24 protein-coding genes and 1 pseudogene are annotated in these 25,190 nt (G+C 68.5%); 13 read left to right on the top strand and 12 right to left on the bottom strand.

The annotated features are described in order from the left end of the window. Positions 1 to 17 precede the first annotated feature (17 nt). Positions 18 to 1,187 carry a PPE domain-containing protein gene (locus LTT66_RS13300; protein ID WP_233067282.1) on the top strand — a complete coding sequence of 390 codons (1,170 nt, stop codon included), beginning with the start codon at positions 18 to 20 and terminating at the stop codon, positions 1,185 to 1,187. Beyond that, positions 1,184 to 2,011 (top strand): ESX secretion-associated protein EspG, encoded by an 828-nt coding sequence (locus LTT66_RS13295; protein ID WP_181724587.1) that lies wholly within the window; start codon positions 1,184 to 1,186, stop codon positions 2,009 to 2,011. The genes LTT66_RS13300 and LTT66_RS13295 overlap by 4 nt, the downstream gene beginning before the upstream one ends. A 17-nt stretch (positions 2,012 to 2,028) precedes the next feature. Here the strand turns inward: LTT66_RS13295 and LTT66_RS13290 are convergent, their stop codons facing one another. From LTT66_RS13290 to LTT66_RS13280, 3 genes are all read right to left on the bottom strand, one after another. Beyond that, positions 2,029 to 2,697, bottom strand: coding sequence for a histidine phosphatase family protein (locus tag LTT66_RS13290; protein ID WP_233067279.1), 669 nt, complete (start codon positions 2,695 to 2,697; stop codon positions 2,029 to 2,031). Beyond that, entirely contained in the window at positions 2,694 to 3,608 is a 915-nt protein-coding gene (gene pheA, locus LTT66_RS13285) for a prephenate dehydratase (protein WP_233067276.1), read from the bottom strand. The genes LTT66_RS13290 and pheA overlap by 4 nt, the downstream gene beginning before the upstream one ends. 95 nt (positions 3,609 to 3,703) lie before the next feature. Further along, on the bottom strand, positions 3,704 to 4,117 hold the full coding sequence (locus LTT66_RS13280) for a hypothetical protein (protein ID WP_233067273.1): 414 nt from the start codon (positions 4,115 to 4,117) through the stop codon (positions 3,704 to 3,706). Between the two features lie 150 nt (positions 4,118 to 4,267). Between LTT66_RS13280 and LTT66_RS13275 the strand changes: the two genes are divergently transcribed. The 5 genes from LTT66_RS13275 (at position 4,268) to LTT66_RS13255 (ending at position 9,023) form a co-directional block, all read left to right on the top strand. Next, a complete protein-coding gene (locus tag LTT66_RS13275; RefSeq protein WP_233067271.1) occupies positions 4,268 to 5,035 on the top strand; it encodes a DUF2470 domain-containing protein in 768 nt (255 codons plus the stop codon). Positions 5,036 to 5,552: 517 nt separating this feature from the next. After that, complete coding sequence (locus LTT66_RS13270) at positions 5,553 to 6,347, top strand: CPBP family intramembrane glutamic endopeptidase (protein WP_233067269.1); 795 nt, start codon at positions 5,553 to 5,555, stop codon at positions 6,345 to 6,347. Positions 6,348 to 6,473: 126 nt separating this feature from the next. Beyond that, entirely contained in the window at positions 6,474 to 7,841 is a 1,368-nt protein-coding gene (locus tag LTT66_RS13265; protein WP_233067267.1) for an LCP family protein, read from the top strand. Positions 7,842 to 7,851: 10 nt separating this feature from the next. Then, the gene (locus tag LTT66_RS13260; protein WP_233067264.1) at positions 7,852 to 8,403 is read left to right on the top strand and encodes a ferritin; all 552 of its coding nucleotides are present in this window, start codon (positions 7,852 to 7,854) and stop codon (positions 8,401 to 8,403) included. A gap of 71 nt (positions 8,404 to 8,474) precedes the next feature. Further along, positions 8,475 to 9,023 carry a ferritin gene (locus tag LTT66_RS13255; RefSeq protein WP_233069211.1) on the top strand — a complete coding sequence of 183 codons (549 nt, stop codon included), beginning with the start codon at positions 8,475 to 8,477 and terminating at the stop codon, positions 9,021 to 9,023. A gap of 216 nt (positions 9,024 to 9,239) precedes the next feature. Here the strand turns inward: LTT66_RS13255 and LTT66_RS13250 are convergent, their stop codons facing one another. The 4 genes from LTT66_RS13250 to LTT66_RS13235 all read right to left on the bottom strand — a co-directional run bounded on the left by LTT66_RS13250 (position 9,240) and on the right by LTT66_RS13235 (position 12,957). Continuing rightward, entirely contained in the window at positions 9,240 to 10,160 is a 921-nt protein-coding gene (locus LTT66_RS13250) for a DUF5926 family protein (protein WP_181724594.1), read from the bottom strand. Between the two features lie 588 nt (positions 10,161 to 10,748). Then, complete coding sequence (locus LTT66_RS13245) at positions 10,749 to 11,516, bottom strand: glycerophosphodiester phosphodiesterase (RefSeq protein WP_181724595.1); 768 nt, start codon at positions 11,514 to 11,516, stop codon at positions 10,749 to 10,751. Next, positions 11,513 to 12,475, bottom strand: coding sequence for a DUF4328 domain-containing protein (locus LTT66_RS13240; protein WP_233067262.1), 963 nt, complete (start codon positions 12,473 to 12,475; stop codon positions 11,513 to 11,515). The genes LTT66_RS13245 and LTT66_RS13240 overlap by 4 nt, the downstream gene beginning before the upstream one ends. A 110-nt stretch (positions 12,476 to 12,585) precedes the next feature. Further along, positions 12,586 to 12,957, bottom strand: coding sequence for a rhodanese-like domain-containing protein (locus tag LTT66_RS13235; RefSeq protein ID WP_408638788.1), 372 nt, complete (start codon positions 12,955 to 12,957; stop codon positions 12,586 to 12,588). A 512-nt stretch (positions 12,958 to 13,469) separates the two neighbouring features. Here LTT66_RS13235 and LTT66_RS13230 point away from each other — a divergent pair. Next, positions 13,470 to 14,081: a hypothetical protein gene (locus LTT66_RS13230; protein WP_043684677.1), complete on the top strand. Its 612-nt coding sequence runs from the start codon at positions 13,470 to 13,472 to the stop codon at positions 14,079 to 14,081. 58 nt (positions 14,082 to 14,139) lie between these two features. Here LTT66_RS13230 and msrA read toward each other — a convergent pair whose 3' ends face one another. Then, positions 14,140 to 14,820 (bottom strand): peptide-methionine (S)-S-oxide reductase MsrA, encoded by a 681-nt coding sequence (gene msrA, locus LTT66_RS13225; protein ID WP_233067260.1) that lies wholly within the window; start codon positions 14,818 to 14,820, stop codon positions 14,140 to 14,142. Positions 14,821 to 15,011: 191 nt separating this feature from the next. Here msrA and LTT66_RS13220 point away from each other — a divergent pair, with 191 nt between their 5' ends. The 3 genes from LTT66_RS13220 to LTT66_RS13210 all read left to right on the top strand — a co-directional run bounded on the left by LTT66_RS13220 (position 15,012) and on the right by LTT66_RS13210 (position 17,550). Continuing rightward, positions 15,012 to 15,635 (top strand): superoxide dismutase, encoded by a 624-nt coding sequence (locus LTT66_RS13220; RefSeq protein ID WP_043684967.1) that lies wholly within the window; start codon positions 15,012 to 15,014, stop codon positions 15,633 to 15,635. A gap of 313 nt (positions 15,636 to 15,948) precedes the next feature. Next, positions 15,949 to 16,476, top strand: a complete 528-nt coding sequence (locus LTT66_RS13215; RefSeq protein ID WP_043684671.1) for a hypothetical protein — start codon at positions 15,949 to 15,951, stop codon at positions 16,474 to 16,476. A 297-nt stretch (positions 16,477 to 16,773) separates the two neighbouring features. Then, positions 16,774 to 17,550 (top strand): TMEM165/GDT1 family protein, encoded by a 777-nt coding sequence (locus tag LTT66_RS13210; RefSeq protein WP_233067258.1) that lies wholly within the window; start codon positions 16,774 to 16,776, stop codon positions 17,548 to 17,550. Between the two features lie 373 nt (positions 17,551 to 17,923). On the opposite strand, the pseudogene LTT66_RS13205 reads toward LTT66_RS13210, so the two are convergent. Next, positions 17,924 to 17,980: pseudogene (locus LTT66_RS13205) on the bottom strand (hypothetical protein); the annotation flags it as partial. A 386-nt stretch (positions 17,981 to 18,366) separates the two neighbouring features. Here LTT66_RS13205 and LTT66_RS13200 point away from each other — a divergent pair. Further along, the gene (locus LTT66_RS13200) at positions 18,367 to 19,134 is read left to right on the top strand and encodes an SDR family NAD(P)-dependent oxidoreductase (protein ID WP_195067043.1); all 768 of its coding nucleotides are present in this window, start codon (positions 18,367 to 18,369) and stop codon (positions 19,132 to 19,134) included. 61 nt (positions 19,135 to 19,195) lie between these two features. On the opposite strand, the gene LTT66_RS13195 is transcribed toward LTT66_RS13200, so the two are convergent. From LTT66_RS13195 to LTT66_RS13185, 3 genes are all read right to left on the bottom strand, one after another. Next, positions 19,196 to 20,014 carry a class I SAM-dependent methyltransferase gene (locus LTT66_RS13195; protein WP_233067255.1) on the bottom strand — a complete coding sequence of 273 codons (819 nt, stop codon included), beginning with the start codon at positions 20,012 to 20,014 and terminating at the stop codon, positions 19,196 to 19,198. A gap of 171 nt (positions 20,015 to 20,185) precedes the next feature. Further along, positions 20,186 to 22,144 (bottom strand): molecular chaperone HtpG, encoded by a 1,959-nt coding sequence (gene htpG, locus LTT66_RS13190; RefSeq protein ID WP_233067253.1) that lies wholly within the window; start codon positions 22,142 to 22,144, stop codon positions 20,186 to 20,188. A gap of 25 nt (positions 22,145 to 22,169) precedes the next feature. Beyond that, positions 22,170 to 23,852, bottom strand: a complete 1,683-nt coding sequence (locus tag LTT66_RS13185) for a TM0106 family RecB-like putative nuclease (RefSeq protein WP_233069209.1) — start codon at positions 23,850 to 23,852, stop codon at positions 22,170 to 22,172. A gap of 683 nt (positions 23,853 to 24,535) precedes the next feature. Here LTT66_RS13185 and LTT66_RS13180 point away from each other — a divergent pair. Beyond that, on the top strand, positions 24,536 to 25,180 hold the full coding sequence (locus LTT66_RS13180) for a DUF6474 family protein (RefSeq protein WP_233067251.1): 645 nt from the start codon (positions 24,536 to 24,538) through the stop codon (positions 25,178 to 25,180). Positions 25,181 to 25,190 lie beyond the last annotated feature (10 nt).

Below are 25,190 nucleotides of genomic sequence, written 5' to 3'. Positions count from 1 at the left end.
CAGGGGAGAAGTCGAACATGGTTGCAGGAGTCACCGGGGTGATCTGGGCTGCGCGCCCATCGGAGATCAATTCGGCCACCCTTCACGCGGGCGCGCACGCGATCCCGATCTCGGCCGCCGCCACCGCATGGGGCGGGCTCACCGCCGCCTGGATCGACGCGACGACGACCGTCGCCCGGGTGATGGCCGAACTCGGCGTCGGGATGCAGGGCATCAACGGCATCGCCGCGCTGGGCAAGCTCACGGGCTTCCTCGGCTGGTCCGAGCAGCAGGGCGTGCAAGCGGCCGCGATGGGCGCGAAGGCCGCGGCCAACGCCACCGCGTACACCGTCGCCGCGCTGGCGATGCCGAGCCCGCCGGAGATCGCGGCCGTCAACACCGCCTTGGCCGCGTCCGCGAACCCGCCGGGCGTGCTGAGCGGCGCGTTCGAGGTCGCGGAAGTGGCCAGGCACGCCATGGACATCCGTGCCGCGCTGGTGATGGAGACCTACGAGGCCGCGACCAGCGCCATGATCGCGACCCCGGCCGAGTTCGTGCAGCCCCCGCCGATCGCCAAGGGCGCGGGTACGGCTACCCCCGAGCAGGCGGCGGAATCGGCGAGCGAGGTCCCGGCCGATCCGATCCAGGCCGCCGTCGCCGCCACCCAGGCGTTCTTGAGCAACCCCGGTGTGGCGAGCGCTGCCACCCAGGCCGCTCAGGCCGTCGGCTCGATCGCGACCACAGGCGTCTCCACCGTCGGAAATGTCGCAGGCAGCGCGATCGCGGCGGCCACCAGCACCTCCGCGCCCACCTTCTCCGGTATGGCTCCGATGGCTGTGGGCGTCGGTGCGGCGGCCACCGCGGCCGGCGCCTCGACTCGCGCGGTGTCGTTCTCCGGCCTCGGGTCGGCGGGCATCAGCAACGGCTCGCTCAAGCTTCCGGAAGGCTGGGGCTCGAACGGCACTATCGGCGGCGGCGCCGCTCAGGTGCAGGAGACCGTCGCGGTGAAGGCCCCGGAGGCGGCACCGGTCCGGTCGGCGAACAACGGCAGCGGCAACCCCCTGCTCGGTAATCAGGCTCGTAGCGACGAGGACGACGAGTCCGAGCACAACGGCCGGGATTACCTGCGGTCGACCGAGCACTTCAACGACGGCCGGTTCACCGCCGACGGCGTCATCGGTGGTGACACCAGCGGGACGGCTAGGTGACCGTACTCGGTGCGGGCCGCGACCCGTCGACGCTCGAGGCGGTCGTGTTGTCGCTCGATGAGATGCAGTTTCTCGTGGAGAAACTGCAGATCGAAGTCCCCGTCGTCCTGAACGCGCGGGCACGCTACGACAACCTGACCGACCACAAGGCGGCGATGGACGCGGCCGCCGAGTCGCTCGCCCAGCGCAAGCTCCTCATCGACGGCGTTGTGCATCGCGATCTGGAGAATCGGCTGTGCGCGCTGAACCGGCCCCACTGGATCATCGCGCTGCGGTTGGTCGTCGACGGGTGGGTGAGCCGCTTTTGTCTGGCGCAGGGCGTCGACCTTCCGGTCGTCGCCCTGCGGGGGCAGGACTCCTATGTCATCGATGAGGCAGGAACCGACCTGCCCGGCACAGTTCTCGCAGCACTCGGCTACGCCGAGCCGCTCGAGCTCTACGGCATGAACGCCCCAACCGAAGAGCTGGCCGCGATCTTCGGCGACACCGGCGATGCCGCCGCCACCGCGGAGCGGCTGACGAAGGTGGGCAACCCCAGTCAGGATGCGAAGACTTTGGCCGCGGCACTGGTCGAAATCCACTCGTACGCCGAGATCGTCGGCGTGGTGTACGGCGATGGCAGCAGAGAAGTGGCGGACAACCACATAGCCGTCTTCAACACGCGCGCAGGGCGATTCATCGCGACCGCGAGCAAGTCCGACGACGGCGTGAAGTGGACGTCACTCAGCAGCGGCACTCCCGCACGCCTGCGCACGGCGGTGCAGGATCTGATCAGCTCCCTGCCGGAACGGGAAGATTTCCCCCGGAATCCGAAGCTCTCCTGACCGCACCGAGCAGGCGGCTAGCCCATCGGGTCGTCGGAGGTCGGCGCGACGTCGTATCCGAACGGCGGCGTGAACCGGCCCCAGCGAATGCACTCCCAACCGCCGTCCGGCACCGGGACCAACTCGATGGTCTCGGTGTTGTCCAAGTGGTTGTTCGTGGTGAACGGTGGCCGTACATCCGCGAGGGTGCGGCCCACGAGCCGCATGGCGGCGCCGTGGCTGACCACCATCACGTCGCCATGACTCTCGTCGTCGGGCGTCAGGTACGTGTTCCGCAATTCCGCGATCACGGGCAGAAACCGGTCCAGCACGTCCTGGGCGGATTCCCCACCGGGCACCCGCAGCGGGAGATCCCCTTCGTGCCAGGCACGATAGATCTGCTGGAAGGTCCGGTGGGCCTCCTCGCCGTGCTGCCCCTCCAGGTCACCGGCTTGTACCTCGTGTAATCCGTCGAGCACCATGGCGGCCACACCGGTCGCCGCCTCGATGTAACTCGCGGTCTGCCGCGCGCGCAGCGCCGCCGAGGAGAACAGCACCTTCGGCGGGCGGAGCAGGCCCTCACCGAACGTCTTGGCCTGTGCCGCACCGCGTTCGGTCAGCGGTAAACCCGGAATCCTGGTGTCCAGCAGCTTGGCGACGTTACCTTCGGTCTCCCCGTGCCGGACCAGGATCAACCTTCCGGTCATAGGTCCGCCATCCCCTTTCTCAGCTGGATCAACCACTCCGCCGCGGCTTCGTCCGACGGTGGCGGCGCACCGGTCGCCGAAGTCGCGGGCCAGGATCCGAGAAAGCGGATCCGCGCGGTGCGGTGCAGTGCCTTGAGCGCCTCGGCCACCGCCGTGTCATCGATGTGCCCGACGCAGTCGAGATAAAAACGGTAGGTGCCCATGCCGGTTCGGGTGGGACGCGACTCGATCCTGGTGAGATCGATACCGCGCGTCGCGAATTCGGCGAAGGCGCGCATCAGCGAGCCCGGTACGTTCGGCAACTCCAGCACGATCGAGGTGCGGTCGGTTCCGGTGGAGGGCGGCGCCACCGTAGGCCGGGTGCACAGCACGAAACGCGTGATCGCCTGCTCGTGGTCGGCGACACCGGAGGCCAATGCGATCAATCCGAGCCGTTCTCCCGCCAGGGCGGTCGACACGGCGGCGTCGGCATGGCCCGCCACCACGTCTTCGGCGGCCGCGGCGTTGGACGCCGAAGTGTAGGACCGCGCCCGCGGGAGGTGCCGCGCCACCCACATCCGTACCTGGGCGGCGGCCACGGGATACGCGGCGAGGGTGCGCACGTCCGACAGCGCGGTGCCCGGCTTGCCGAGGATCGTGAAGCTCACCTCGAGTTCGGTCTCGGCGACGATCTGTAGACGCGGGCCGATTGCCAGTGAGTCCAGCGTCGCCGAGATCGACCCCTCGACGGAGCTCTCGATCGGCACCACCGCGCCGTCCACGTCGCCGGAGCGGATCAGGTCGAGCGCGGCCCCCTGGCTGGGCGCGGCAATCCGCTCCACGGGTCCTTCGAACGTCCCCGAGGATTCGAGTTGAGCGAGGGCCATCTCGGTGAAGGTTCCGGACGGCCCGAAGTACGCGATTCGCGGCACGGTTACGAGATTACTTGCGCACTCGCCCGGCTCCCCATCAATTGCAAGTGCCCGGCCCCCGCACGGCTGCTGTTCCACGGCCGCACGAGCACCGTTCAACCTCCGTTGAGCACCCGCAACGCGTCGTTCACCCGGCCGGGTGCTTCGGTTTCCACGGCGAGCAGAACGGATCGCACCGCTTCCACGGCCGGGGGTTTCAACGAGGTCAGAAAGGCGATATCGGGGTTGCGCAAGGCGGCGCCGACGTCGTCACCGCACAGGGCGGCCGCCGTTGCCGCGACGATCGCCACCGCACGCTCCCCGGAGGAGGTGCGCGCGACGAAACCGGTATCGGTGTGGGCCACATGCGCGAGGAAGTCGGCGATCTCGGCATCCGGAGCGTCCAACTCCAAGATCGGCGCGGCGGGGCTTGCGCCGAGGTTGCGGACCAAGCCGTCGGCCAGGCCGCGCCGCGGGGGCGCGGACAACGTCACCAACACCGGTTGCCCGGATTCCGTTCCTTCCGCCACGCCCTCACCGTAACAAGCCCGATCGGCCCGGAATCGAGCCAGTTCGCTTCGCTCGACTCGATCGAAATGCTTGCGGAACCAGACATCGTGACTTAGCTTAGGGTAACCTAATCCACACGCTGAAGCGCCGCCCGCTCCACGGAGGTTTGTATGCCGCGTCCGTCCCTGACCGTCGCACCGTCCACCGCCGAGCGGGTGCGCAGCGCGTGCGCCCACGCGGAGCAAGCGGTGCTGGCCATGCCGGGCATCGATCCGACGCCCGCGTCCGTGCACCACGTACGGCAGTGCGGCGACGCCGTGATCGCGGTGCCCACCGCGTCGGTCGCCGCGATACTGGCCGGCAACTCCGGGGAGCACGGTGCGCCCGCGGTGCTCGAGCTCACCGACCACGCCCCGCTGCCGCTGCGCGAGCCGGTGCGCGCACTGGTCTGGCTGCGCGGCTGGGTGCGCGCGGTGCCCACGCAGGCGCAGCGCGCGCTGGCCACCGAGGTGGCCAAGGAGAACCCCCATCCCGAGCTGCTCGACATCGGCTTCGGCGCCACCCTGCTGCGGCTGGTGATCAACTCCGCGGTGGTGGCCGACTCGACCGGCGCCGAGTCGGTGAGCAGCGAGGAGCTGCGGCTGGCTCAGCCGGATCCGTTCTGCGCCATGGAATCCGCGTGGCTGCAGCACATGCAGGCCGACCACGCCGACGTCGTCGCCCAGCTGTCCAGGCACCTGCCGCCGCGCCTGCAACGCGGCATCGTGCACCCGCTGGCCATCGACCGCTACGGACTCACCCTGCGGGTGGAAGGACACGACGGCGACCACGACTTCCGCCTGCCGTTCAGCGCGCCGGCCGACGACATCGAGGCGCTCAGCCGGGCTGTGCGCATGCTGGCAGGCTGCCCGTTCCTCAACGGCCTGCGACGGATCTGACCCGGTCCGGCGACGCGATCAGTTCCCCTCCACTGCCGTCGTTTGCCGACTGGCCGCCGCGAGCAAGCGCACGCTGACAAACTCCCGCGGAAAGGCTTTCGCCGATTCCCGTGGTTCCGCAGCCCGCTCGCGCGGGACCTGCACCGTACCGGGTGAAAACGCGCGCAAGCTCCGATCGGGTGCGCGCCCGCGTTGAGCGACCACGACGCGAAGCGTGGCGCCGAAGTTGGGCGACATCGCCGCCGAGTCAGTGCGCAGTGCGTGCGGCCACGCGGAGCACGCAGTGTCGGTTACGCCCGGCACCGATTCGAGGCCCGCGTCCGTGCGCCACGTGTGGCAGTGCAGCGACGCCGTGATCGCGGTGCCCACCGCATCCGTCGCCACGGTCCCAGCAGGCAGCGCCGGGGAGACGGCGCCCTGCCTACATGGGCGGTATCGACGCCGGTTGCGGCCCGTCGAGCGGGTTCGACGCCGACGCGCCGCGTGCCGTGCCGAGCAAGCGCAATAGATTCGACCCATGCGTGCGGAGTCCGATGCCCACTGGGACGAGGCGGAGCCGACCGATCAGGAGCGGCTGGCGATCAAACTCGAGATCACCGTGGTGCTGCTGGTCACGTTCGGGCTCAGCGGGCTCAGTGCCGCGCTCTCGCTGGTGGAGAGCGCGCTCGCCCCGGGCGGGATCGGTGGCCGAACCGTCGCACTGAACCCGTCGCGATCCACGCAATCCACCATCGATCTGCTGTTTCAGCTGCTCAGCGTGCTGCGACTGGTCGGATGGGCGGCGCTGGGGCTGTATCTGCTGTGGCGCGGCGGCATCGGGCCACGCCTGATCGGGCTGGCGAACCGGGTGCGGTGGCGCGCGGACGTGCTGCCGGGCCTGGCGCTGGCGGCGATCATCGGGCTGCCGGGGCTGGGGCTGTATCTCGCCGCACACGCGTTGGGCTTCAGCGTGACGATCGTGCCCGCCTCGCTGGGCGATTATTGGTGGCGGCTGCCCGCGCTCATCCTGTCGGCCTGCGCGAACGCGCTGGCCGAAGAGGTGATCGTGGTGGCGTTCCTGCTCACCCGGTTACGCAGGCTCGGTTGGTCGGCGAACTCGGCATTGCTCACCTCCGCGCTGCTGCGTGGTAGCTATCACCTGTACCAGGGATTGGGCGGCGGGCTCGGAAATATTGTGATGGGCGTCATATTCGGGCGCTACTGGCAGCGCACCAACCGACTCTGGCCGCTGGTGCTCGCCCACGCGACCATCGACTCGGTCGCGTACATCGGCTACATCGTTCTGCGCGGCCATGTTTCATGGCTTCCGTGACGCAATTGTGCTCCTCGGAGCGCTAACAGCGCGGCGCCCCTGGCGAATTACGAAGCAGCGCCGCTTCCGCGTGCGCGGTGTCCGCATGCGGCACCTCACACTCACCTGATAAGTAGAGTTTCAGTGATGAACGGCGACGACCCCCAGCGCAACGCGCGTCCGCGCCGGATGCCGCCGCCCGGCAGGTCCGGTGAACCTCCGATGGGCCGGCGCATGCCCCCTCCGGGACCGGGCGCCCCGCCGCCGATAGAGCCCACCCAGGTGATGCGCCGCGGCGGAACAGCCGACCCGCATGCCCAGCCGTTGGCGTATTCGCAGATACCGCCGGAACACGCACGGCGCACACCGCCGCCTCCCGCGCCTCGCAGGCACGCCCCCACCCAACGACCTGTCCCGCATCACGACGGCCCCGCGCACGCACCCACGCAACGACCGGTCCCATACAACGAGGGGCCGCCCCAAGCGCCGCCGCACCAGCCGCGCCGCTCTCGCCAAGGTCCCCCTCCGGTGCCGCCGCGTGGCGAACGCCCGCCCCGGGCGCCGCGACCGCGCCGCAAGCGCCACCCCTTCCGCTGGTTCCTGGTGCTCCTGCTGGTGCTGGTACTCGCCGCCGTCGGGGCCGTCATCCAACTGGACAACTCGCTCAACCGCATCCCCGCGCTGGCGAACTACGCCAAGCGGGTCGGCGACACCCCCGGCACGAACTGGCTGCTGGTCGGCTCCGACGGCCGCGGCGGCCTGACCCCCGAGCAGGAGCAGGAACTCGCCACCGGCGGTGAGGTCGGCCCCGAGCGCACCGACACGATCATGCTCGTGCACGTGCCGAAGTCGGGCAAGACCACCCTGGTCAGCCTGCCGCGCGACTCGTACGTCAGCATCCCGGGCCAGGGCAAGGACAAGCTGAACGCCGCGTTCGCCCTCGGCGGGCCCGCACTGCTCGTGCAGACCGTGGAGATCGCCACCGGCCTGCGCATCGACCACTACGCGCAGATCGGTTTCGGTGGCTTCGCCAGCGTGGTCGACACGCTCGGCGGCATCGATGTCTGCGTGCCGAAGCCGATCGACGACCCGCTCGCGGGCATCGACCTGCCCGCGGGCTGCCAGCGCCTGAACGGACCGCAGGCACTGGGCTTCGTCCGCAGCCGCGCGACCTCGCTCGCCGACCTGGACCGGATGAACAACCAGCGGATCTTCATGGCCGCCCTGCTGAAGAAGGCGACCAGCGGCGCCACCCTGGCCAACCCGTTCAAGCTCTGGCCGCTGGCCTCCGACACCGCCAAGTCGCTGAAGGTCGACAACGGCGACCACATCTGGGACCTCGGCGGGTTGGGCTGGGCACTGCGGGGCGAAACCGTCGCCACGGCGGTACCGGTCGGCGGATTCGACGACACCGACAGCGGCAATGTCCTGCTGTGGGACAAGGACAAGGCGAGCCGGTTCTTCGACGCGCTGGCCGACGACCGCGCCATCCCGGAGGACCTGCTGACACGGTAGCGTCGATGCCATGCCGGACACCGACGATGCCGACGAGTCCTTCCCCGACTTGCTGCGCACGCAGATCCGCCATGGATTCACCACTGCCCAGCAGTATCTCGCCGCCGCCGTGTACTTCGACGCCCGCAGACTGCCACAGTTGGCCGGGCACGCCTACGGCCGCTCCCGCGAGCATTACGGCAATGCGCTGCGCATGGTGCAGTATCTGCTGGACCGGGATCTCCCGGTGCAGATCGGCGGGCTGGAGCCGATCGACTCGACCTTCGAAAGCCCGCATGCGGCAACGGCTCAGCTGCTCGAGATCGAGCAGATCCGCAGCGCCCAGATCGGTGCTCTGGCCCGCGCGGCCCGCACCTCCGGTGACTATCTGGGCGAACGATTCGTCCGGTGGTTTCTCGAGGAACAGGTGAAGAACGTCGCCGGGATGACCACATTGCTGTCGGTGATCGACCGCGCCGAAGGCCAGTTGTTCGACGTCGAGGAGTTCGTCGCCCGCGAGCTGCGGGGGCGGCCGCGTACCGATATCCCGGCGCCGAAAATGGCAGGCGCAGCGAAGAATTAATTAGGCAACACTAGCCTCAATAAGGCTGTACTTGGATGACACGCAACCTGACCAGCGCTAATGTCGATGCCATGTCAAGCCATCCGGAATCCCCCCGCAGCAAATTTCACAGCCTGTTGCACGATCAGATCCGGCATGAATTCAATGCCGAGCATCAGTACATCGCGATTGCGGTCTGGTTCGACAATGCCGACCTGCCGCAACTGGCCAAGCGCTTCTACAAGCAGGCGGTCGAAGAACGCAATCACGCGATGATGATCGTGCAGTACTTCCTGGACCGGGATATCAGTATCGAGATTTCCGGCATCGACGCCGCGAAATCGCGGTTCGAGAATGCCAGGGAGCCGATCGCACTGGCGCTCGCCCAGGAGAAGACGGTCACCGAGCAGATCATCCAGCTGGCGAGCACGGCCCGGGAAGAGGGCGACTACCTCGGCGAACAGTTCATGCAGTGGTTCCTGAAGGAACAGGTCGAGGAAGTCGCGAACATGACCACCCTGCTCACCATCGCCGATCGCGCTGGGTCGAACCTGTTCGACCTGGAGGAATTCGTGGCCCGGGAAATGAGCGGCCCGAGCGACGCCTCCGGTGCGCCTTCGGCGGCAGGCGGCTCCGTCTGAGACCCTTGCCGGAAAAGACGAACAGGCCCGGTTCCGCAAGAGGAACCGGGCCTGTCACCGTTCTTGGTTCTTACCCGCCGAGTTATCCGCGAAGACCTGCCCGATTTCGCCACAGGCGACGGTTCGGTGAGACTTTCCTAACCTCAGCAGGCCAGCGGCTATCGAAGCTCACCATCGGCGGAAATCGTTTCACTCGAATTCCCCACCGATTCCGGTTCAGCGCAATGTGACCTGACGTGACCGCAGACCGTCGCGGGAGCGCCGCTCCTCGGCCGTCAACGGGGCGTCGACAGCCAGCGCCTCCGACAGACGCGCGCCGAATTCGGCTGCGGGCTTCACCCATTCGTCGGGGTGCCGCTCGCGGTCCAGGTCGAACACCGGAACCAGCACGCCGTGCGTGCGGAACGACCCCGCGAAGCGGGAACCTTCGCCGAGGTTCAGGCCGCCTGAGGCGTGCACGCGAGCCAGCGCCAGCATGAGAGCGTCCTCGTCCTCGGGCCGTACCCAGCGGATGTGCGCCTTCTCGCCCGCATCCACCCACCAGGCGGCGCCGATCGCGTCCGCGTCCAGCCCCAGCCGCGCCGACGGCATGATCGCCTGCTTGGCCTGCTCGATGGTGGCGGCGACCTGCGGGTCGGGTTCGACACCCTCGGGCACCCACCAGTCGAAGTCCTGGTGCACGGTCAGCTCCAGGCTCGCGGCGGGATCGATGACGTCGGCCAGCCGCGGGCCGCCCGCGACGCTTTCCACCGAGGTCAGCGAGTCACCGGGCTCAGCGGATTGCGTCCACAGGATCGCCGCGGCCAGATCGGCGGCCGGGTCCGCGCCCTGGAACTGCACCTGCGCGCCGACATAGCCGTTCGGCTCGTCACCGGCGCGCACCAGCGCGGCCACCGCACCGGGCAGCACCGTGGCGAGCACGACCGGTCGTTCGGCCGCGACCGAGGGCGACAGCGTCAATCGCGCCGTGGCCGACGGTACGAATTCGCGCAGCGCGACCAGATCGCACTCCGCGGCCAGGCCCTCGAACGGACGCGTCGCGGCCTGGGCCGCCTGCTCCTGCGCCGCCCGCCGCTCGGCGAGACGCTGCGCCCGGTTTCCGCCGGGCTTCGGACTGTTGCGCTTGCTCTTACCCACGAGGGGTCAACCTACACAGGGTTGGTCTGGCCGCGCCTGCGGCGCGGCGTGTTCGCGGCCCTTTTGTGGCCGCGAACGGCACATGCTCGGTCTCGCTTCGCTCGAAACCTGGAGTTGGGGTGCACCGGTGACATAGGTGCCTAGCCGCGCTACTCGTATTTCGAGGTAGTTCCGCGGCAGGATCGAGATACCGCACGCGGTAAAGACCGCAGCCACTCGGGTGCGGTCCGGGGGTATGAACCGCGGGACTCACACTCACTAGGCGCGGTTTCATCGCAGCGTGTCGCGATCCCTCGATAGTTTTCCTCGCCGCGAACGGGCACTGCTCGGTCTGGGTTCCTTCCGAACCCTGTGGTTGTGCCGGTGTCGTGGCGCTGGGCCGTCACCACGCGACTGCGGTGCATCGGGTGGCCGGGACAGCGCGGACTGTGCCGCCGCCGAGTTGCTCGTTGCCGTGACGGCCAGCCGGACACAGCCGCAGGGAGTGTGCGACAGGAACCACTGCTCTTCCGACCGCGAATCCGTCGCTGCACGTGGAGGCGGCTCGCAGCACGCGCCCGAGCAGCCCGACCGCCCGGCCGGGCCGGTTCAGGCGGCGGGGAGCAGGGACTTGGTTCGGCCGGGATGGTTGGTGGCGACCCAGCTGACACCGAGGTCGGCGCACAGTTGGACGTCGTCCGGATCGTCGACGGTCCAGCAGTAGGTGGCGCGGCCCGCGGCGGCGGCCTTGTCGACCAGCTCGGGATGGTCACGCAATGTCTTCACCGAGGGGCCGACGGCGGTGGCGCCGACCGTCGTGGCCGCCGAACCGCCCAGGTAGCGCGACGATTCACCGAGCAGAACGGTGGGCAGTAGCGGGGCGGCGCGGCGGATGCGCCAGACGGCGGTGGCCGCGAACGACATCACGACCGCCCGGGAATGGTCGGCCGAGGCGGGCGTGGCGATACCGAAGCGCTGCAACTCGGCGAGCAGCTTGTTCTCCACCAGCGCGCCGTAGCGCACCGGGTGCTTGGTCTCGATGAACAGCTTGGTCGGCCTGCTGCGCCAGTCCAGCACCAGGCCGATCAGCTCGCTGAGGGTCAGCACCGAGGCGGGCGATCCGTCGGCGCCGAAATCGAGCGCTCGCAGTTCCTCCAGCGTCATCTCGCTGACCAGCCCGCTGCCCGAGGAGGTGCGGTCGACGGTGCGATCGTGCACGCACACCAGATGCCCGTCCCTGGTCAACCGGACGTCACATTCGACGCCGTCGGCGCCCTCCTGCAGCGCCAGCTCGTAGGCGGCGAGCGTGTGCTCGGGGCGCGCCGCCGAGGCGCCTCGATGCGCGACGACGAATGGCGCGCGACTGCCGTGGCTCACTTGGCCATAACCTCCTTCTGCTCACGGTCCTCAGCACCGTTGTCCTCGTGCGCCGTGGTCGGCTCGGCGTGTGCCGGTTCGGCCGCGGGTTCGCGTCCGCCGGGATGCACCGGCTCGATCACCGGTACGGCGGGATCGACCGCGATCAGCCAGCGGCGCGCGGTGCGGCTGCGACCGAGCAGATCGCGCCCCTCGATCGTGCGCAGGACCCACAGGGTCACCAGCGCGACCGCGGCGGCGACCGCGTCGGTGAACGCGGTGAACAGCACCGCGTCCGCTTTGGCCTGCAACGAGTCCGCGGTCCGCCACAGCAGCGCGGCCGCCGTGACGAGGCCGCCGAACACCCACGCAGCCCACCAGATCCGCGCCGCGCGGCGCGCCCGGGGGTCACCCTGCAGGGTGGCGACTTCGCTCAGGTAGACCCCCGGCCACAGCAGGTTGACCACCGGGACCAGGCAACCGAGCGCGAGCACTCGCGGCGATCGCGGGTCGCGCCGCCCCGCGGCGGCGTAAGCCGAGCGCCTGATCGCGATCAGCCTTCCGACCGTGGCCAGGGCCGCCGCCAGCGCGACCGCGATCGCGAGCACCCCGGTGCCGATGACGAACGCGTCGGAGGCGAAGAGTACCGCCGGGTGGATCAGACGTGTCCGGTTGCGCAGGAGAACCGCGTAGCGCGCCAGCTCGGCGACGGCGGCGAGCGCGAAGACGCACGCGGTCGCGACGAGCACTGTGGCCACCGCGTCGGTCAGTCTGCCGAGCGGACGGCGTACTACGCCCTCGGCCTGCGGTGGCGGGTCGACCAGGCCCCAGCGAGGCATCTGCGCGTATCGAGGCGTACGGCTCTGCGTGGCCGGGCGGGCGGGCTGCCCCCGGCGGACGCGGTGGTCGGGTTTGCGCGCCACCCAGCGGTAGTTGCGGCGCTCGGCGGGCGCGTCGATGGGCGCCGGCGAGAGGAGCACGCCCCGACAGCGCGGGCACCAGTGCATCGGGGCCCCTTGCACGGCCCAGCGCGCGCCGCAGCGCGCACAAGGTTGCACCACCGTACTCACCCGCGCACCTCGTTCTTTCGTCAGTAGATCTTCGCCTCGTGGTCGCCCTCCGCGACCAGCGGCCGGCCAGCCTGCTGCCAGGCCACCATGCCGCCGCGGACCTGGATGGCCTCGTAGCCGATATGCGTGAGGTACTCCACCACCGGGAGGGAGCGGCCGCCCTGCCTGCAGACGACGTACAGTTCCGCGTCGTAGGAAAGCTCGTCGATCCGGGCGGGCACGTCGACCATCGGGATGTGCAGCGCGCCAGGGGCGTGTCCGAGCTGCCACTCGTCGTCCTCGCGGACGTCGAGCAGGATCGGTCGCGGCGTGTCGGCCGACGCGGGCGCGCTGCCGTCGAATTCGGCAGGCACGTCCTCCACCGTGACCGACGGAACGTGGGGGCTCGTCACAGATTCGATCCTGCCATGGGCGGCGAGCGGCCGTGCAGTTCCATGCCCGGGAAGCGCCTCGACAGCGAGCTACGACTTCAGGTATGTTCTCCCCTCTGGAACTCGACCGCGCCCCTGCTCGATGCTGGTTGTGCATAACTAGGTCGAAGTTATCCACATAATCCACAGCCTGATCCACAAGGCGCGGCCTTCGACGGCGATTTGCCGGAAGTGTCGGGCAACCAAGCAACCGCTCGGCTATCTTTCGGGGGCGATACCCGACTTTTGGTCTGTACTCAGCGTGATTCCGGGGTGGACGACGGATCAACTCCCCCGCCGAGCGATGCGAATGGCCGATCCGGGACTCCCCTCCAGATCCATCCCGGAGCGGCCATTCGTCGCCGACATCGGAACCTGCGGCCGAAGCGGTTCCGATATCTACTTGGACGGAGCGCGGACGCGTTCGGTTCCATCGAATTCGGAACGCCGCCGAAATACCGCGATCCGGCAGTGGCGATCGGTAGCCTGGGCGCATGAACGTGAGCAGGGGGCTACGCCACGGAATGGACACCGCAGGTCTCAACGTCGCGCTGTCCGAGGCCACGTGCCTCGGCCTCGCGGTGGACGAGACGGCCAACGAACTGCGACTCGACCTCGAAGTGCTGACCCTTCCCGAGGAAGGGACGGCGGCCGAGGACTACCGGGTGCAGGTGACGTTCACCGGCGTGAGCCGGGTCGCCGCGTCACTGCGCACACAGCACTGGGACGACTTGGAACCCCAGGTGCTGCCGCTGCAACTGGACGGCCTGGACGAGGCCATCCGCAGTTTCGGCGGCGGGCGGCTGCACGGCTGGGAGTTCATCGATCTCGACGACAGCGGGTGGGCGCTGTGGAGCGAGCTGCTCAGCTTCGATACCCGGATCGACGATCACGCATCCACGCACGTTCTGGAGTTCTCCCAGGAGGAGGGCATCGATCCGCGCGAGCTGGATGTCCGCGTGTGGTTCGACGACATCGTCGTGCACGATTCGCGGGGCAAGCAGATCCCGCTGACGGACTTCGTGGCGGGTGGCGCGCGATGGTGGCGGGCGCACGATGCGGGCGATCCACGGGCAACCCGTCCGGGTATCGCTCCGCCACTGTGATCACGCCGTCGAGGAACCGCATGCCCGCAGGAAGCGGCCGTGCGGTTTCGCGGCGAGTTCAGGCGTCCAGGCCGACCGGGCAGCTCACTCCGGTGGCGTGCACCGGGCAATATCCGCCGGGGTTCTTCGCCAGATACTGCTGGTGGTACCCCTCGGCGTAGTAGAAGGCCGCCAACCCGGGCAGCGGCGCGATCTCCGTGGTGATCCGGCCGTATCCCGCCCCGGCGAGGCGTTTGCCGTATGCCTCGGCGGTGGAGCGGACCAGAGCTGCCTGCTCAGGGCCGAAGGTGAAGACGGCGGAACGGTATTGGGTGCCACGATCGTTGCCCTGGCGCATGCCCTGGGTGGGATCGTGGTTCTCCCAGAAGTGCTGCAGGATGCCCGAATAGCCGATCACCGCCGGATCGAACGCGACGAGCACCGCTTCGGTGTGACCCGTCCGCCCGCCGCAGACCTCTTCGTAGGTGGGGTTCGGCGTGAACCCGCCGACGTAGCCGACCGCGGTGGTGTAGACGCCGTCGAGTTCCCAGAAACCCTTCTCCGCACCCCAGAAACACCCCATCGCGACGACCGCGAGCTGCAGCCCGCCGGGAAACGGCGGGCGGGTCGGGTGACCGTTGACGTAGTGGGTATCCGGCACGTCGAGCGGCTCCGCCCGGCCGGGGAGGGCGTGCTCGGGTGCGACCATGACGGGTTCGGGAAGGCTGAGCCGCCCGACTAGTTCGTCGTACCACGACATGGTTCGATGCTACGCGTGCGTTTCCAGTGGTGCCGATGTGCGTGATGTGACGGGACGCGACCTGTCCCGTGTGAGCGGCGTCACCGGAATGTGCGGAGGTCGGCCCAGGTTGGAATCGACCGGGTGTACGAATGATGGTTGGCTGTGCACGGAACAACGGGCACAACCAGCCCGACATAGGAAGGGACATCGTGGCTGAGTACACGCTGCCAGATCTGGATTACGACTACAGCGCCCTGGAGCCCCACATCTCCGGGCAGATCAACGAGCTTCATCATTCCAAGCACCACGCCGCGTACGTCGCCGGTGCGAACACCGCGTTGGAGAAGCTGGAAGCCGCTCGCGAGTCGGGCGATCACAGCGCCATCTTCCTGCACGAGAAGAACCTCGCATTCCACCTGGGTGGGCACGTCAACCACACGATCTGGTGGAAGAACCTCTCCCCCAACGGCGGTGACAAGCCGGTCGGCGAGCTGGCCGCGGCGATCGACGACCAGTTCGGTTCGTTCGACAAGTTCCGCGCGCAGTTCACCGCGGCGGCCAACGGTCTGCAGGGCTCCGGCTGGGCGGTGCTCGGCTTCGACACCCTCGGCCAGAAGCTGCTGACCTTCCAGCTCTACGACCAGCAGGCCAACGTCCCGCTGGGCATCATCCCGCTGCTGCAGGTCGACATGTGGGAGCACGCCTTCTACCTGCAGTACAAGAACGTCAAGGCGGACTACGTCACCGCGTTCTGGAACGTGGTCAACTGGGCCGACGTCCAGGAGCGCTTCGCCAAGGCGACGTCGCAGGCCAAGGGCCTCATCTTCGGCTGAGCCGACTCGGCATACCGGAACCGGGTCCGCGAATCCGTCGCGCTACGCGCGGCTGGAGTCGCGGGCCCGTTCTGTTTTCCGGGGACGCGGACGCTTTGCCGAGAACCCGGCCCACTCGCCGCGAAATCGGACTCTGGGAGGTCGTGCCCGATTCGCCGCGTGCGCAGCCCGTTTGCTTCCCGCCCGGCCTCCGGCTGTCCGATTGGCACTCTTTGGTACTTGTGTGCCAGGTGACTCGTGGTTCATATTCGGGAAATCCACACCAAAGGGACGGGCAAGGTCGCCCCCGGGTTCGACAAACGGGAGGCAGAAAATGCGCACGAACGAACCGATCGGCATCACGCCGTTTCATTCGCGCGGATCGCTGCGGGGCTTCGTGATCTCCGGACGCTGGCCGGAGACCACCAAGGAATGGGCCCAGGTGCTCGTGCTCGCGGTGCGCGTGGCCACGCTACCCGGGCTGCTGACGACCTCGACGGTGTTCGGCGTCCGTGAGGACCTGCCCGACGATCCAGCCCCCGGCACGGTCGGCCTGGTGCTGGCCGAAGGCCCCGTGCTGGGCGAGGAAGCGGTGGAGCCGGGCCGTTTCGCCGAACATGTGCCACCGGCGTTGCTGATGCTGCATCCTCCATCGGAAACCCGCCCGTCACTACCCGAGTGCACCGGCGCGGCGTCCGGCTGCGTCCTGCTGCCCGGCGTGCCCCATCTGGGGCTCGAGCACCGCGCCGCCTGGGTGGAGGCGGAGTCGGACGGAACGGTCACTTCGCTGGTCAGCCGGGTCGGACTCGACCCGATCAGCGATCCCGACACCGCGGTTCTGGCCATGCTGCTGGCCGCGTGAGGGTAACCGAAATTCGCCGGTTGGATCGCCAAACTTATTGTGCGCATTGCGATTTCGATTACAGCGAGTTGGCAAGCGCTGACCCGGCGGGTAGAGTCGGCTGCAGCGAAGGGGAGTAGCCCCCAATCGCACAGTCGACATACTGACCCACCGGTCCTTCCGGGTTCGGGTCCGGCTGTGTGAACCGGCATCCGTCGGTGGGCGAGACCTTCGGCCTGGACAACCATTTCGTTGTCGGCCGGAGGCTACCCGTAGTAGCTCCGACCGGCAGGCCGGAGACCTGGGAGCCGACCACACATGATCGCCACCGTATTGCTGAGTATCGGCATAGTCTTTCTCGCCGAACTGGGCGACAAGTCCCAGCTGATGGCGCTGACGTTCGCGCTGCGCTATCGCTGGTGGGTGGTGCTCGGCGGCATCGCGACGGCCTCCGCCGCGGTACACCTGATCTCGGTCGGCGTCGGCCATTTCCTCGGTGCGGCACTGCCCACCAGAACGATCTCGCTGATCGCCGCGATCACCTTCCTGGCCGTCGGCCTGTGGACCCTGCGCGAGCACTTCGGCCCCGGCGATGACGATCCCGCGCCGAAGACGCCGAGGGCCGCGGGCGCGCCGTTCTTCGTGGTGCTGTCCGCGTTCCTGCTCGCCGAGCTGGGCGACCGGACCATGTTCGCGACCGCCGCGCTGGCCACCGATTACGACTGGGTGGGCGTGTGGCTCGGCTCCACCATCGGCATGGTCGCCGCCGACGCGCTCGCCATCGCGGCCGGCATCCTGGTCGGCAAACACCTGCCGGAACACGCGATCGGCATCGGCTCGGGCCTGCTGTTCCTCTATTTCGGTGCGGCCACGCTGCTGGGCGCGGCCACACCGGCCCTCGGCGGCGCTGCCGTCGCCGCGATCGCGACGATCGCTCCCGCACTTGCCGGTGCGGCGCTGTTGCTCACGCGGATGGCTCGGCGGACGAGCCCAGAGCGGCTCCATACAGTCCGCCACCCCGCCGCAACAGCTCCAGCAGCGGTTCCCGCAGCACGAGCAGACCGGCAGAGTCCCCCGCCGCGATCCGAGCGGTGACCATCGAACCCACCGCGGCGGCCAGGGCCTGACAGGCGAAGCGCTGCTGGCGGGTCCGCGCGTCGAGCACGGCGGCGATCAGCTCGACGAACCGTTCTTGCAGCTGGGCTCGGCGCGCGATGGCCGCGGATCCCACCGCGAAGACCTCGACCAAGAACAGTCGCGCGCTGGCCGGATCGTCCACCAGATATTGGAGGTAGGCCCGGAAGATCCGATCCATTCGAGCCATGGGATCCGTGTCGCCCGGCGCGCCGTCTTCGGTCTCGGTGGCCTCGGCGATCCGGTCGAGTAGCAACTGCACCGCACGCTCGTACGCGGCCTCGAAGCAGTCCTCCTTGGAACGGAACTGCTCGTAGAAGGTCTCCCGCGACACGCCCGCCCGCTTCAGGATCGCCGCGACCGACGTCCCGATGTAACCGTTTTCGGCCATGGCCTCCGCCGTCGCGACGAGGATTCGCTCGCGCTGTGAGGCGATCACCTGCTCTCGCGGGAGTCCATGCCTCCCCCGGGGGAGGCGTGCGCTGATGGCCGATTCGGTCATACGGTGACTCCGGTATTCGGTCGAGCTGACTGGGCTGCTCCATTCTGCGCGGTCGGTTCCGTGGATCCGGTGCACAGGGTGCACGGCTGGGCGGGCGCACACGCCCGGACGGCGCAGCGCCCATGGTGTGACCGTACCACCGGAGAACAGTCGTGTTCGCAGATAGTTTGCCAGTGGGCAACGGGGTGAGGGAGCCGTGCGGGGCCGCGCGCCCGGCACCGGTTAGGGTGCAATTGACGAAGGGCCAACTGGCTGTCACGAACGAGAGGACCATCGTGGAGATTTCGGGTTCCGCCGCCATTGTCACCGGAGGCGCATCGGGCCTCGGCGCCGCCACCGCCAAGCGTTTCGCCGATCTCGGCGCCACCGTCTTCGGACTCGACGTACCGCAGTCGATCGAGCGCGCCGGCGACAGCGTGCCGGACGGGGTCACCCTCATTCCCGCCGATGTCACCAGCAACGACGAGGTCAGCGCCGCTGTGGCGCAGGTCGCCGAATCGGGCGCGCCGCTGCGCATCGTGGTCAACTGCGCCGGTGTCGGCTGGGCGGGCCGCATCCTGTCCAAGAACGGCCCGCACGATCTGGAGCTGTTCCGCACGGTCATCACGGTCAACCTGCTCGGCACCTTCAACGTCATGCGGTTGGCCGCCGACGCGATCGCCAAGACCGACGCCGTGGACGAGTACGGCCAGCGTGGCGTCATCATCAACACCGCCTCGGTCGCCGCGTTCGAGGGCCAGATCGGCCAGATCGCCTACTCGGCCTCCAAGGGTGGCGTGCACGGCATGACCGTTCCGGCCGCACGCGACCTGGCCCAGTTCGGCATCCGGGTGAACACCATCGCTCCCGGCATCATCGACACCCCGATGCTGGCCGGCGTCACCGAGGAGTACCGCAAGGGCCTCGAGGCGGGCGTGCCCTTCCCGTCCCGCCTGGGCCGTCCGGACGAGTACGCGCAGCTGTCGCAGTACATCGTCGAGCACGACTACCTCAACGGCGAGACCATCCGCATGGACGGCGCGCTGCGCATGGCCCCGCGCTGATTCCGCCGCACTGACCGGCCGCGCGCGGTCCTTCCCCGGAAGGGCCGCGCGCCGCTGTCGCTCAGCCCTGCGGCTTGTGCCCGATGCCCAGGTACGCCGTGGTGGACAACGGATAGTTCGGCCGGTACTTCTCGGCCAGAAACGCTTTCATGACCGCGGCGCGCCGAGCCCAGACCTCCGCGCTCACACTGTGGCGCATGAGCTCCAGCGGGGCGCTGCTGCGCACCATGGCCTCCCACATCTGCTCCGGGCTGTCGAAGGTGAGCGCGATCGAATGCCGTTGGATGGACACGGCTTCGAAACCCGCTCCGCGCATCTCGGATTCGAAGACCTCCGGATTCTCCAGACTCAGGAAGTTCGGTTGCGGCTCCTGGATGTTCGGGTCGGCCGCGGTCAACGCGCCGAACATCATCCGCATCAGCGGCGAGTCCGCGATCGGCGCCCAGCTCGACACCACCGCCGTGCCGCCCGGCCGCAACACCCGGAACAACTCGGCGAACCCCCGTGCGCGCTCGGGGAAGAACATCAGTCCGAACATGGAGAACCCGGCGTCGAACCGGTCGGATTCGTACGGCAGATCCTGTCCGTCACCCACCCGCGCGCGGACATTCGTCCACCCGGCGGCAGCGGCGTCCCTGGCCAGCCGCGCGATCATCGGCTCGGAGAAATCGATCGCCTCGACCTCGGCCACGTAGCCCGCGGCCAGCAGACTGAGCGTGCCCGGTCCCGCCGCGACGTCCACGATGCGCGCCTGCGGCGACAGCGAGGCGAACTCCAGCGCCCGCGCCGAGAACGGTCGCATGATGGCGGGTGCGAACTCGGCGTATCCGTCGGCTACGAGATTCCACGGCTCGGCGACGGCAAGCGGGTTTGCGGACATGTTGTGACGATCCTTTCAGGCATCCACATCTAACCGCGCCACCCAGGGGCGAACTCCCCAGTCCTGCGAATATGCCACCTCGGCGGTCCTTGTAACCGGGAAATGGCCGAAACGTCGCGCCGCCGCACCCGCCGCGACCGGAGGACGCGTTGTCCTCCGGTCGCGGTCGGTTCACAACGTGCGCGTGAGCCGATCGGTCAGGATGTGCGCGAAGTGCGCCGGATCCTTCAGCTCACCGCCCTCGGCGAGCACCGCCGTGCCGAACAGCAGTTCGGCGGTTTCCGACAGCTCGGTCGCGGTCCCCGCGTCGGCCTGCTCCTTCTCGGCCGCGTACGCGTCGCGCAAACCGGTGACCAGCGGGTGCGCCGGGTTGAGCTCCAGAATCCGCTTGCTCTCCGGCAGCGCCTGACCCGAGGCCCGGTACATCCGCTCCAGCATCGGCGTGAAGTCGAAGACGTCGCCGACCAGGCAGGCCGGAGAGGTGGTGAGCCGATTGGTCAGACGCACCTCCTTGACGTTCTGCTCGAGCGTCTTGCCCAGCCACGCCAGCACATCGGCGAAGTCCTTGTCCTGCTGCTCACGCAGGGCCTCGGAGGCTTTCTTCTCCTCCTCGGTCTCCAGGTCGACCTCGCCCTTGGCGATGGATTGGAACGACTTGCCGTCGAACTCGGGCACCGAACCGACCCACATCTCGTCGACCGGGTCGGTCAGGATCAGCACCTCACGGCCCTTGGCCTTGAACGCCTCCAGGTGCGGGGAGCTCTCGACCTGCTGACGGGTCTCGCCGGTCATGTAGTAGATCGTGTCCTGCCCCTCGGGCATCCGCTCCACGTACTGGGCCAGCGTGGTCAGCTCGGTCTCGGAGTTCGTCGAGGCGAACGAGGACACCTGCAGGATGGTCTCGCGGTTGTCGAAGTCCGAGAGCAGACCCTCCTTCAGGACGCGGCCGAACTCCTTCCAGAACGTCTGGTAGCTGGTCTGGTCCTCGGCGCCCTGCAGATCCTTGACCGTGGACAGCACCTTCTTCACCAGCCGCTTGCGGATCATCTGGATCTGCCGGTCCTGCTGCAGGATCTCGCGGGAGACGTTGAGCGACAAGTCCTGCGCGTCCACCACGCCCTTGACGAAGCGCAGGTACTCCGGCATGAGCTCTTCGCAGTTGTCCATGATGAACACCCGCTTGACGTAGAGCTGCACACCGCGCTTGTGCTCGCGGGTGAACAGGTCGAACGGCGCGTGCGAGGGGATGAACAGCAGCGCTTGGTATTCGAAGGTGCCCTCGGCCTTCATCGGGATGATCTCCAGCGGATCGTCCCAGCCGTGGCTGACGTGCTTGTAGAACTCCTTGTACTCCTCGTCGGAGACCTCGCTCTTGGGGCGCGTCCACAGCGCCTTCATGGAGTTGAGCGTCTGGTCCTCGAGGATGGTCGTCTCCTTGGCATCCTCGCCCTCGCCCTCGGTGACGGTCCGCTCGACCTGCATGCGGATCGGCCAGGCGATGAAGTCGGAGTACTTCTTGACGATCTCCCGCAGCTTCCACTCCAGGGTGTAGTCGAAGAGGTGATCCTCCTCGTCCACCGCCTTCAGCTGCAGTGCGACCGACGTGCCCTGCGGGGCTTCGTCGAGTTCTTCGATCGTGTAGGTGGAGCTGCCCGCGCTGGACTGCCACCTGGTGCCGGTGGTCTCCCCCGCGCGCCGGGTGGTCAGCGTGACCGTGTCGGCGACCATGAAGGTCGAGTAGAAACCGATGCCGAACTGGCCGATCAGCTCCTCGGCCGCCGCTTCGGACTTGGCCTCGTTCAGCTTCTTGCGCAGCTCGGCGGTGCCGGACTTGGCGAGGGTGCCGATCAGGTCGACGACCTCGGCGCGCGACATGCCGATGCCGTTGTCCCGGACGGTCAGGATCCGATTGTCCTTGTCGACCTCCAGCTCGATGTGCAGGTCGGAGGTATCGACGTGCAGATCCTTGTCCCGGAAGGACTCCAGCCGCAGCTTGTCCAGCGCGTCGGAGGAATTCGAGATCAGCTCCCGCAGGAAGGTGTCCTTGTTGGAGTAGACGGAATGGATCATCAGCTCGAGCAGCTGATGGGTCTCTGCCTGGAACTCGAGTTGTTCGACGTGCTCTGTCACGACGCGATGGTACCGCCGCGCGGGGCTACGGAGTCGAAGGAGGCACCACCGCGTAACCCGGAACGCCTCCGGCCGCCCGCGAATCGGCAATCGACCGGAAGTCGGCGAGACCGGGGACCTCTTCGTCGGCGCGGGTGGTCATCCATTCGCGCAGCACCTGGGTGGCGCGGACGTCGTCCTCGTTGTACTCCAGCAACCGGGTGCGCTGGGTCTGATCCGGTGCGGCGCCGTCGTACCCGACCGCTAGCCGATACCAGCTCATCGACGCCTCGCCGCCCGCCTCGGGATCACGCCAGGAGAACCCGGCGACCGGCGCGATCTTCTTGAGCCCCTTGCCGTTCGGGCAGATGAACTGGTCGGAGACGGCCTGGAACATGTCCACCCATTGCGGCCCGTCCACGAACGCGCGCACCTGCTCCACCGTCGGCACGCCGGGCCGGCCTGCGAACCGGCGCGCCGATTCGTACAGCCACTTGTCCTCGGCGGTGCGCGAATAGCAGTAGGCGGCAAACGTTCTGCCCGCCGCGGCCGCCTCCGCGCGCACTCGCATCAACCAGGTCCAGAACTCGCCGAAGGAACGGCCCTCGTCCTCGGTGGGCAACGGATCCCAAGTGACGAACGGGCGGTACACACCGTTCAGCAACGTCCCCCACAGGTACGCGCCGTACTCCTGGAAGCTCTCCAGGTCGACGTCGACCTCCACGTCGGCCCGCCGCACCCGCACGCGCTCGACCCGCCGCACCAGCGGCGCCCCCGCGATCCACGCGCGCGCCGTGACCACGGCCTCGTCGAACGGGCCGTGCTGCCAGTCCTCGGGCTCCTCGCCCACCCAGGCGGCGAGCTCGTCGATGGTCTCCACGTTGTGCCTGCGCAGCACCTCGGCGCGCGAACCCGGCGCCACCAGGCTGACGTCGCGATGTTCGATCAGCCAGCCCTCACAGCCCGGCCCGTCGATCCCCCGCGTCCACCACGGGCACTGCCTGCACTCGGGCACCTTCGAGGGGATGGTCGGCAACTCGCCGCGCACCACCGCGATCCGGTCGGCGTAGCGGCGGTCGTAATCGGCCAGCAGCGGCGCCAGATCGTGCACCAGAATCCGATCGAAGTCGAAGCCGATCACGCCGCCGACCAGCGCGGGGCTGGCCAGACCGTGCCGTTGCAGCATCCGGTGCAAATGCGCCAGCCGCTGTTGGTCGCGGGGCTGCTGGCGCAGCTTGCGATGCGGATCCGGTTGCGGATTCCAGTGAAAGGGGTCGGTGGTGGTGGGGTGGAAGTCGGCCGGCTCGGGTTGGCGCGGGTCGGTCACCTTGTGGTTCACCACGATGATCGGGATATAGCCACCGCGGTCGGCATCGCGCAGCAGGATCTCCGAACCACCGCGCCTGCCGGTGTCCGGTTCCTGCGGCAGCAGTCCGCCCCAGATGTGCCGCGCACCTTCTTCGCACGCGCGCATCGTCGCCTCGGCGCGCTCGGCGGCGCGCAGCCCGGGGTCGATCACCACCCAGGCGTCGGGAGCCGCGCCGACCAGTGCGTCGCGCACCCGGCCGCGATGCGCCGCGGCGGCATCGCGGCGCTGGCGCACGCCCGCGTCCTCGGTGATTCCCACCAGTGCGTCGGGGTGCGTCGCGTCCAGATGCAGGCGATGACGACAGCCGATCAGCGCCCTGGCGTCGATGAAGGCGGTCGGCGCGCCGGAGGCCCGATCCACGGCCGTTCCGTTGCGCTTGCGACCGTCTTGGTCACCGATGTCCGAATCCACGCTAAGCAGTATGGTCCCTGCCCCCGACAGTGTTGAATTCTGTGCTTGTTCGACCAGCGCCTGCGGCGCTGGGTGTTCGCGGCCCCCTTATGCGCGTCCGAGTGACCGCCGCTGGCGACTTCGTCGCGGACGCGGCGGCCACTCGGACGCGAGCCGGGCCACGAACGGCGGATGCTCGGTCTCGCTTCGCTCGAAACCTGGGGTCGGGGTGCGCCGGGCACGTTGACATTCGAGCGCAGGACATAGCGCGAGCCGCTTGGAGCGGCTGATCGTCAGATCGACCAGTGATCGTGGTCCACGAGCCGATGCTCGGATGAGAGCGGGGGTCGAAAACGGGCGGATGCTGCGTCACGCTTCACTCGAAACCCGGATTGGGGCGCGTTTGTCTTCGAGTGCCGGACGAAGTGCGCGTGGCTCGGGGCGGCTGATCGTCAGGTCGCTCACAACCTGCCGCGGGCAGACCCACTCGGATCGAGACCAGCGAATTGCCAGGTGCCGCGCGCGGGGGTCGCACTACCCTCGCAGCTGTCAGCATGGACCCGATAGGGTAACGGCAAAGCGTGTGACATGGGCGGACGGGCTTCCCCGGCGTCGTACTGCCATGGCGAACCCAGCATGACGGAGGGCCTTCGATGGGGTTGTTCACGAAGCGCAAACGGCGGCCGAGCCGCAGGGCCGAGGCGAAAGCCCTCAAGCACAAGGCCGTGATCGAGGCCAAGCTCGCCGCGAAGAACGACCGCAAGGCGCGCCGCGTCGAGGCCCGCACGCAACGCAAGGTCGCCAAAGCGCAGATCGCGGCGTTCCAGGCGGAGGAGAAGGCCGCACTGAAGGCGGCGGCCAAGGCCGAACGCGATCCGTTCAGCGCCGGTCAGGTGAAGAAATACCTCGGCGTCGCCCGCGTGCTCATTCCGGTGCTCGCCCCGCTCGCCTATCGCGGCGCGACGTTCCTGCGCGGGCAACTCGACACGCGCCGCGCCCAGCAACTCGGCGTCGGTATCGACCAGCTCGGTGACTTCACCGGGCACGGCGCCAAGCTGCAGGCGCGCATCACGAATGCCGAAGCGGCGCTGGACAAAGTCGGCACGCAGAACGGCAAAGACAAAGGCGAGACGCAGAAGTTCGTCACCGCCACCAAGGACCGTCTCGGCAGCCTGACCGCCGCCGTGCACACCTCCGACCAGATGCCCGCCAACCGCCGCCGTTCGGTGCACGCGTCGATCTCCCACGAGTTGTCCGGAATCGAGTCCGACATCCTGGCCCGGCTCGGCGTGCGCTGACCTTCCTCGT

This window comes from Nocardia gipuzkoensis, assembly GCF_021183645.1.
GTDB classification, from domain to species: domain Bacteria; phylum Actinomycetota; class Actinomycetes; order Mycobacteriales; family Mycobacteriaceae; genus Nocardia; species Nocardia abscessus.
Note: the sequence above shows the minus strand (reverse complement) of the source record. Positions and strands in the feature narration are given on the sequence as shown.

What these genes read in the sequence shown, in the direction of transcription:
- LTT66_RS13300 (WP_233067282.1), top strand. Translation starts at nt 18, where the DNA reads ATGGTTGCAGGAGTCACCGGGGTGATCTGGGCTGCGCGCCCATCGGAG.
- LTT66_RS13290 (WP_233067279.1), bottom strand. Translation starts at nt 2,697, where the DNA reads ATGACCGGAAGGTTGATCCTGGTCCGGCACGGGGAGACCGAAGGTAAC.
- LTT66_RS13275 (WP_233067271.1), top strand. Translation starts at nt 4,268, where the DNA reads ATGCCGCGTCCGTCCCTGACCGTCGCACCGTCCACCGCCGAGCGGGTG.
- LTT66_RS13270 (WP_233067269.1), top strand. Translation starts at nt 5,553, where the DNA reads ATGCGTGCGGAGTCCGATGCCCACTGGGACGAGGCGGAGCCGACCGAT.
- LTT66_RS13265 (WP_233067267.1), top strand. Translation starts at nt 6,474, where the DNA reads ATGAACGGCGACGACCCCCAGCGCAACGCGCGTCCGCGCCGGATGCCG.
- LTT66_RS13260 (WP_233067264.1), top strand. Translation starts at nt 7,852, where the DNA reads ATGCCGGACACCGACGATGCCGACGAGTCCTTCCCCGACTTGCTGCGC.
- LTT66_RS13255 (WP_233069211.1), top strand. Translation starts at nt 8,475, where the DNA reads ATGTCAAGCCATCCGGAATCCCCCCGCAGCAAATTTCACAGCCTGTTG.
- LTT66_RS13230 (WP_043684677.1), top strand. Translation starts at nt 13,470, where the DNA reads ATGAACGTGAGCAGGGGGCTACGCCACGGAATGGACACCGCAGGTCTC.
- msrA (WP_233067260.1), bottom strand. Translation starts at nt 14,820, where the DNA reads ATGTCGTGGTACGACGAACTAGTCGGGCGGCTCAGCCTTCCCGAACCC.
- LTT66_RS13215 (WP_043684671.1), top strand. Translation starts at nt 15,949, where the DNA reads ATGCGCACGAACGAACCGATCGGCATCACGCCGTTTCATTCGCGCGGA.
- LTT66_RS13210 (WP_233067258.1), top strand. Translation starts at nt 16,774, where the DNA reads ATGATCGCCACCGTATTGCTGAGTATCGGCATAGTCTTTCTCGCCGAA.
- LTT66_RS13195 (WP_233067255.1), bottom strand. Translation starts at nt 20,014, where the DNA reads ATGTCCGCAAACCCGCTTGCCGTCGCCGAGCCGTGGAATCTCGTAGCC.
- LTT66_RS13180 (WP_233067251.1), top strand. Translation starts at nt 24,536, where the DNA reads ATGGGGTTGTTCACGAAGCGCAAACGGCGGCCGAGCCGCAGGGCCGAG.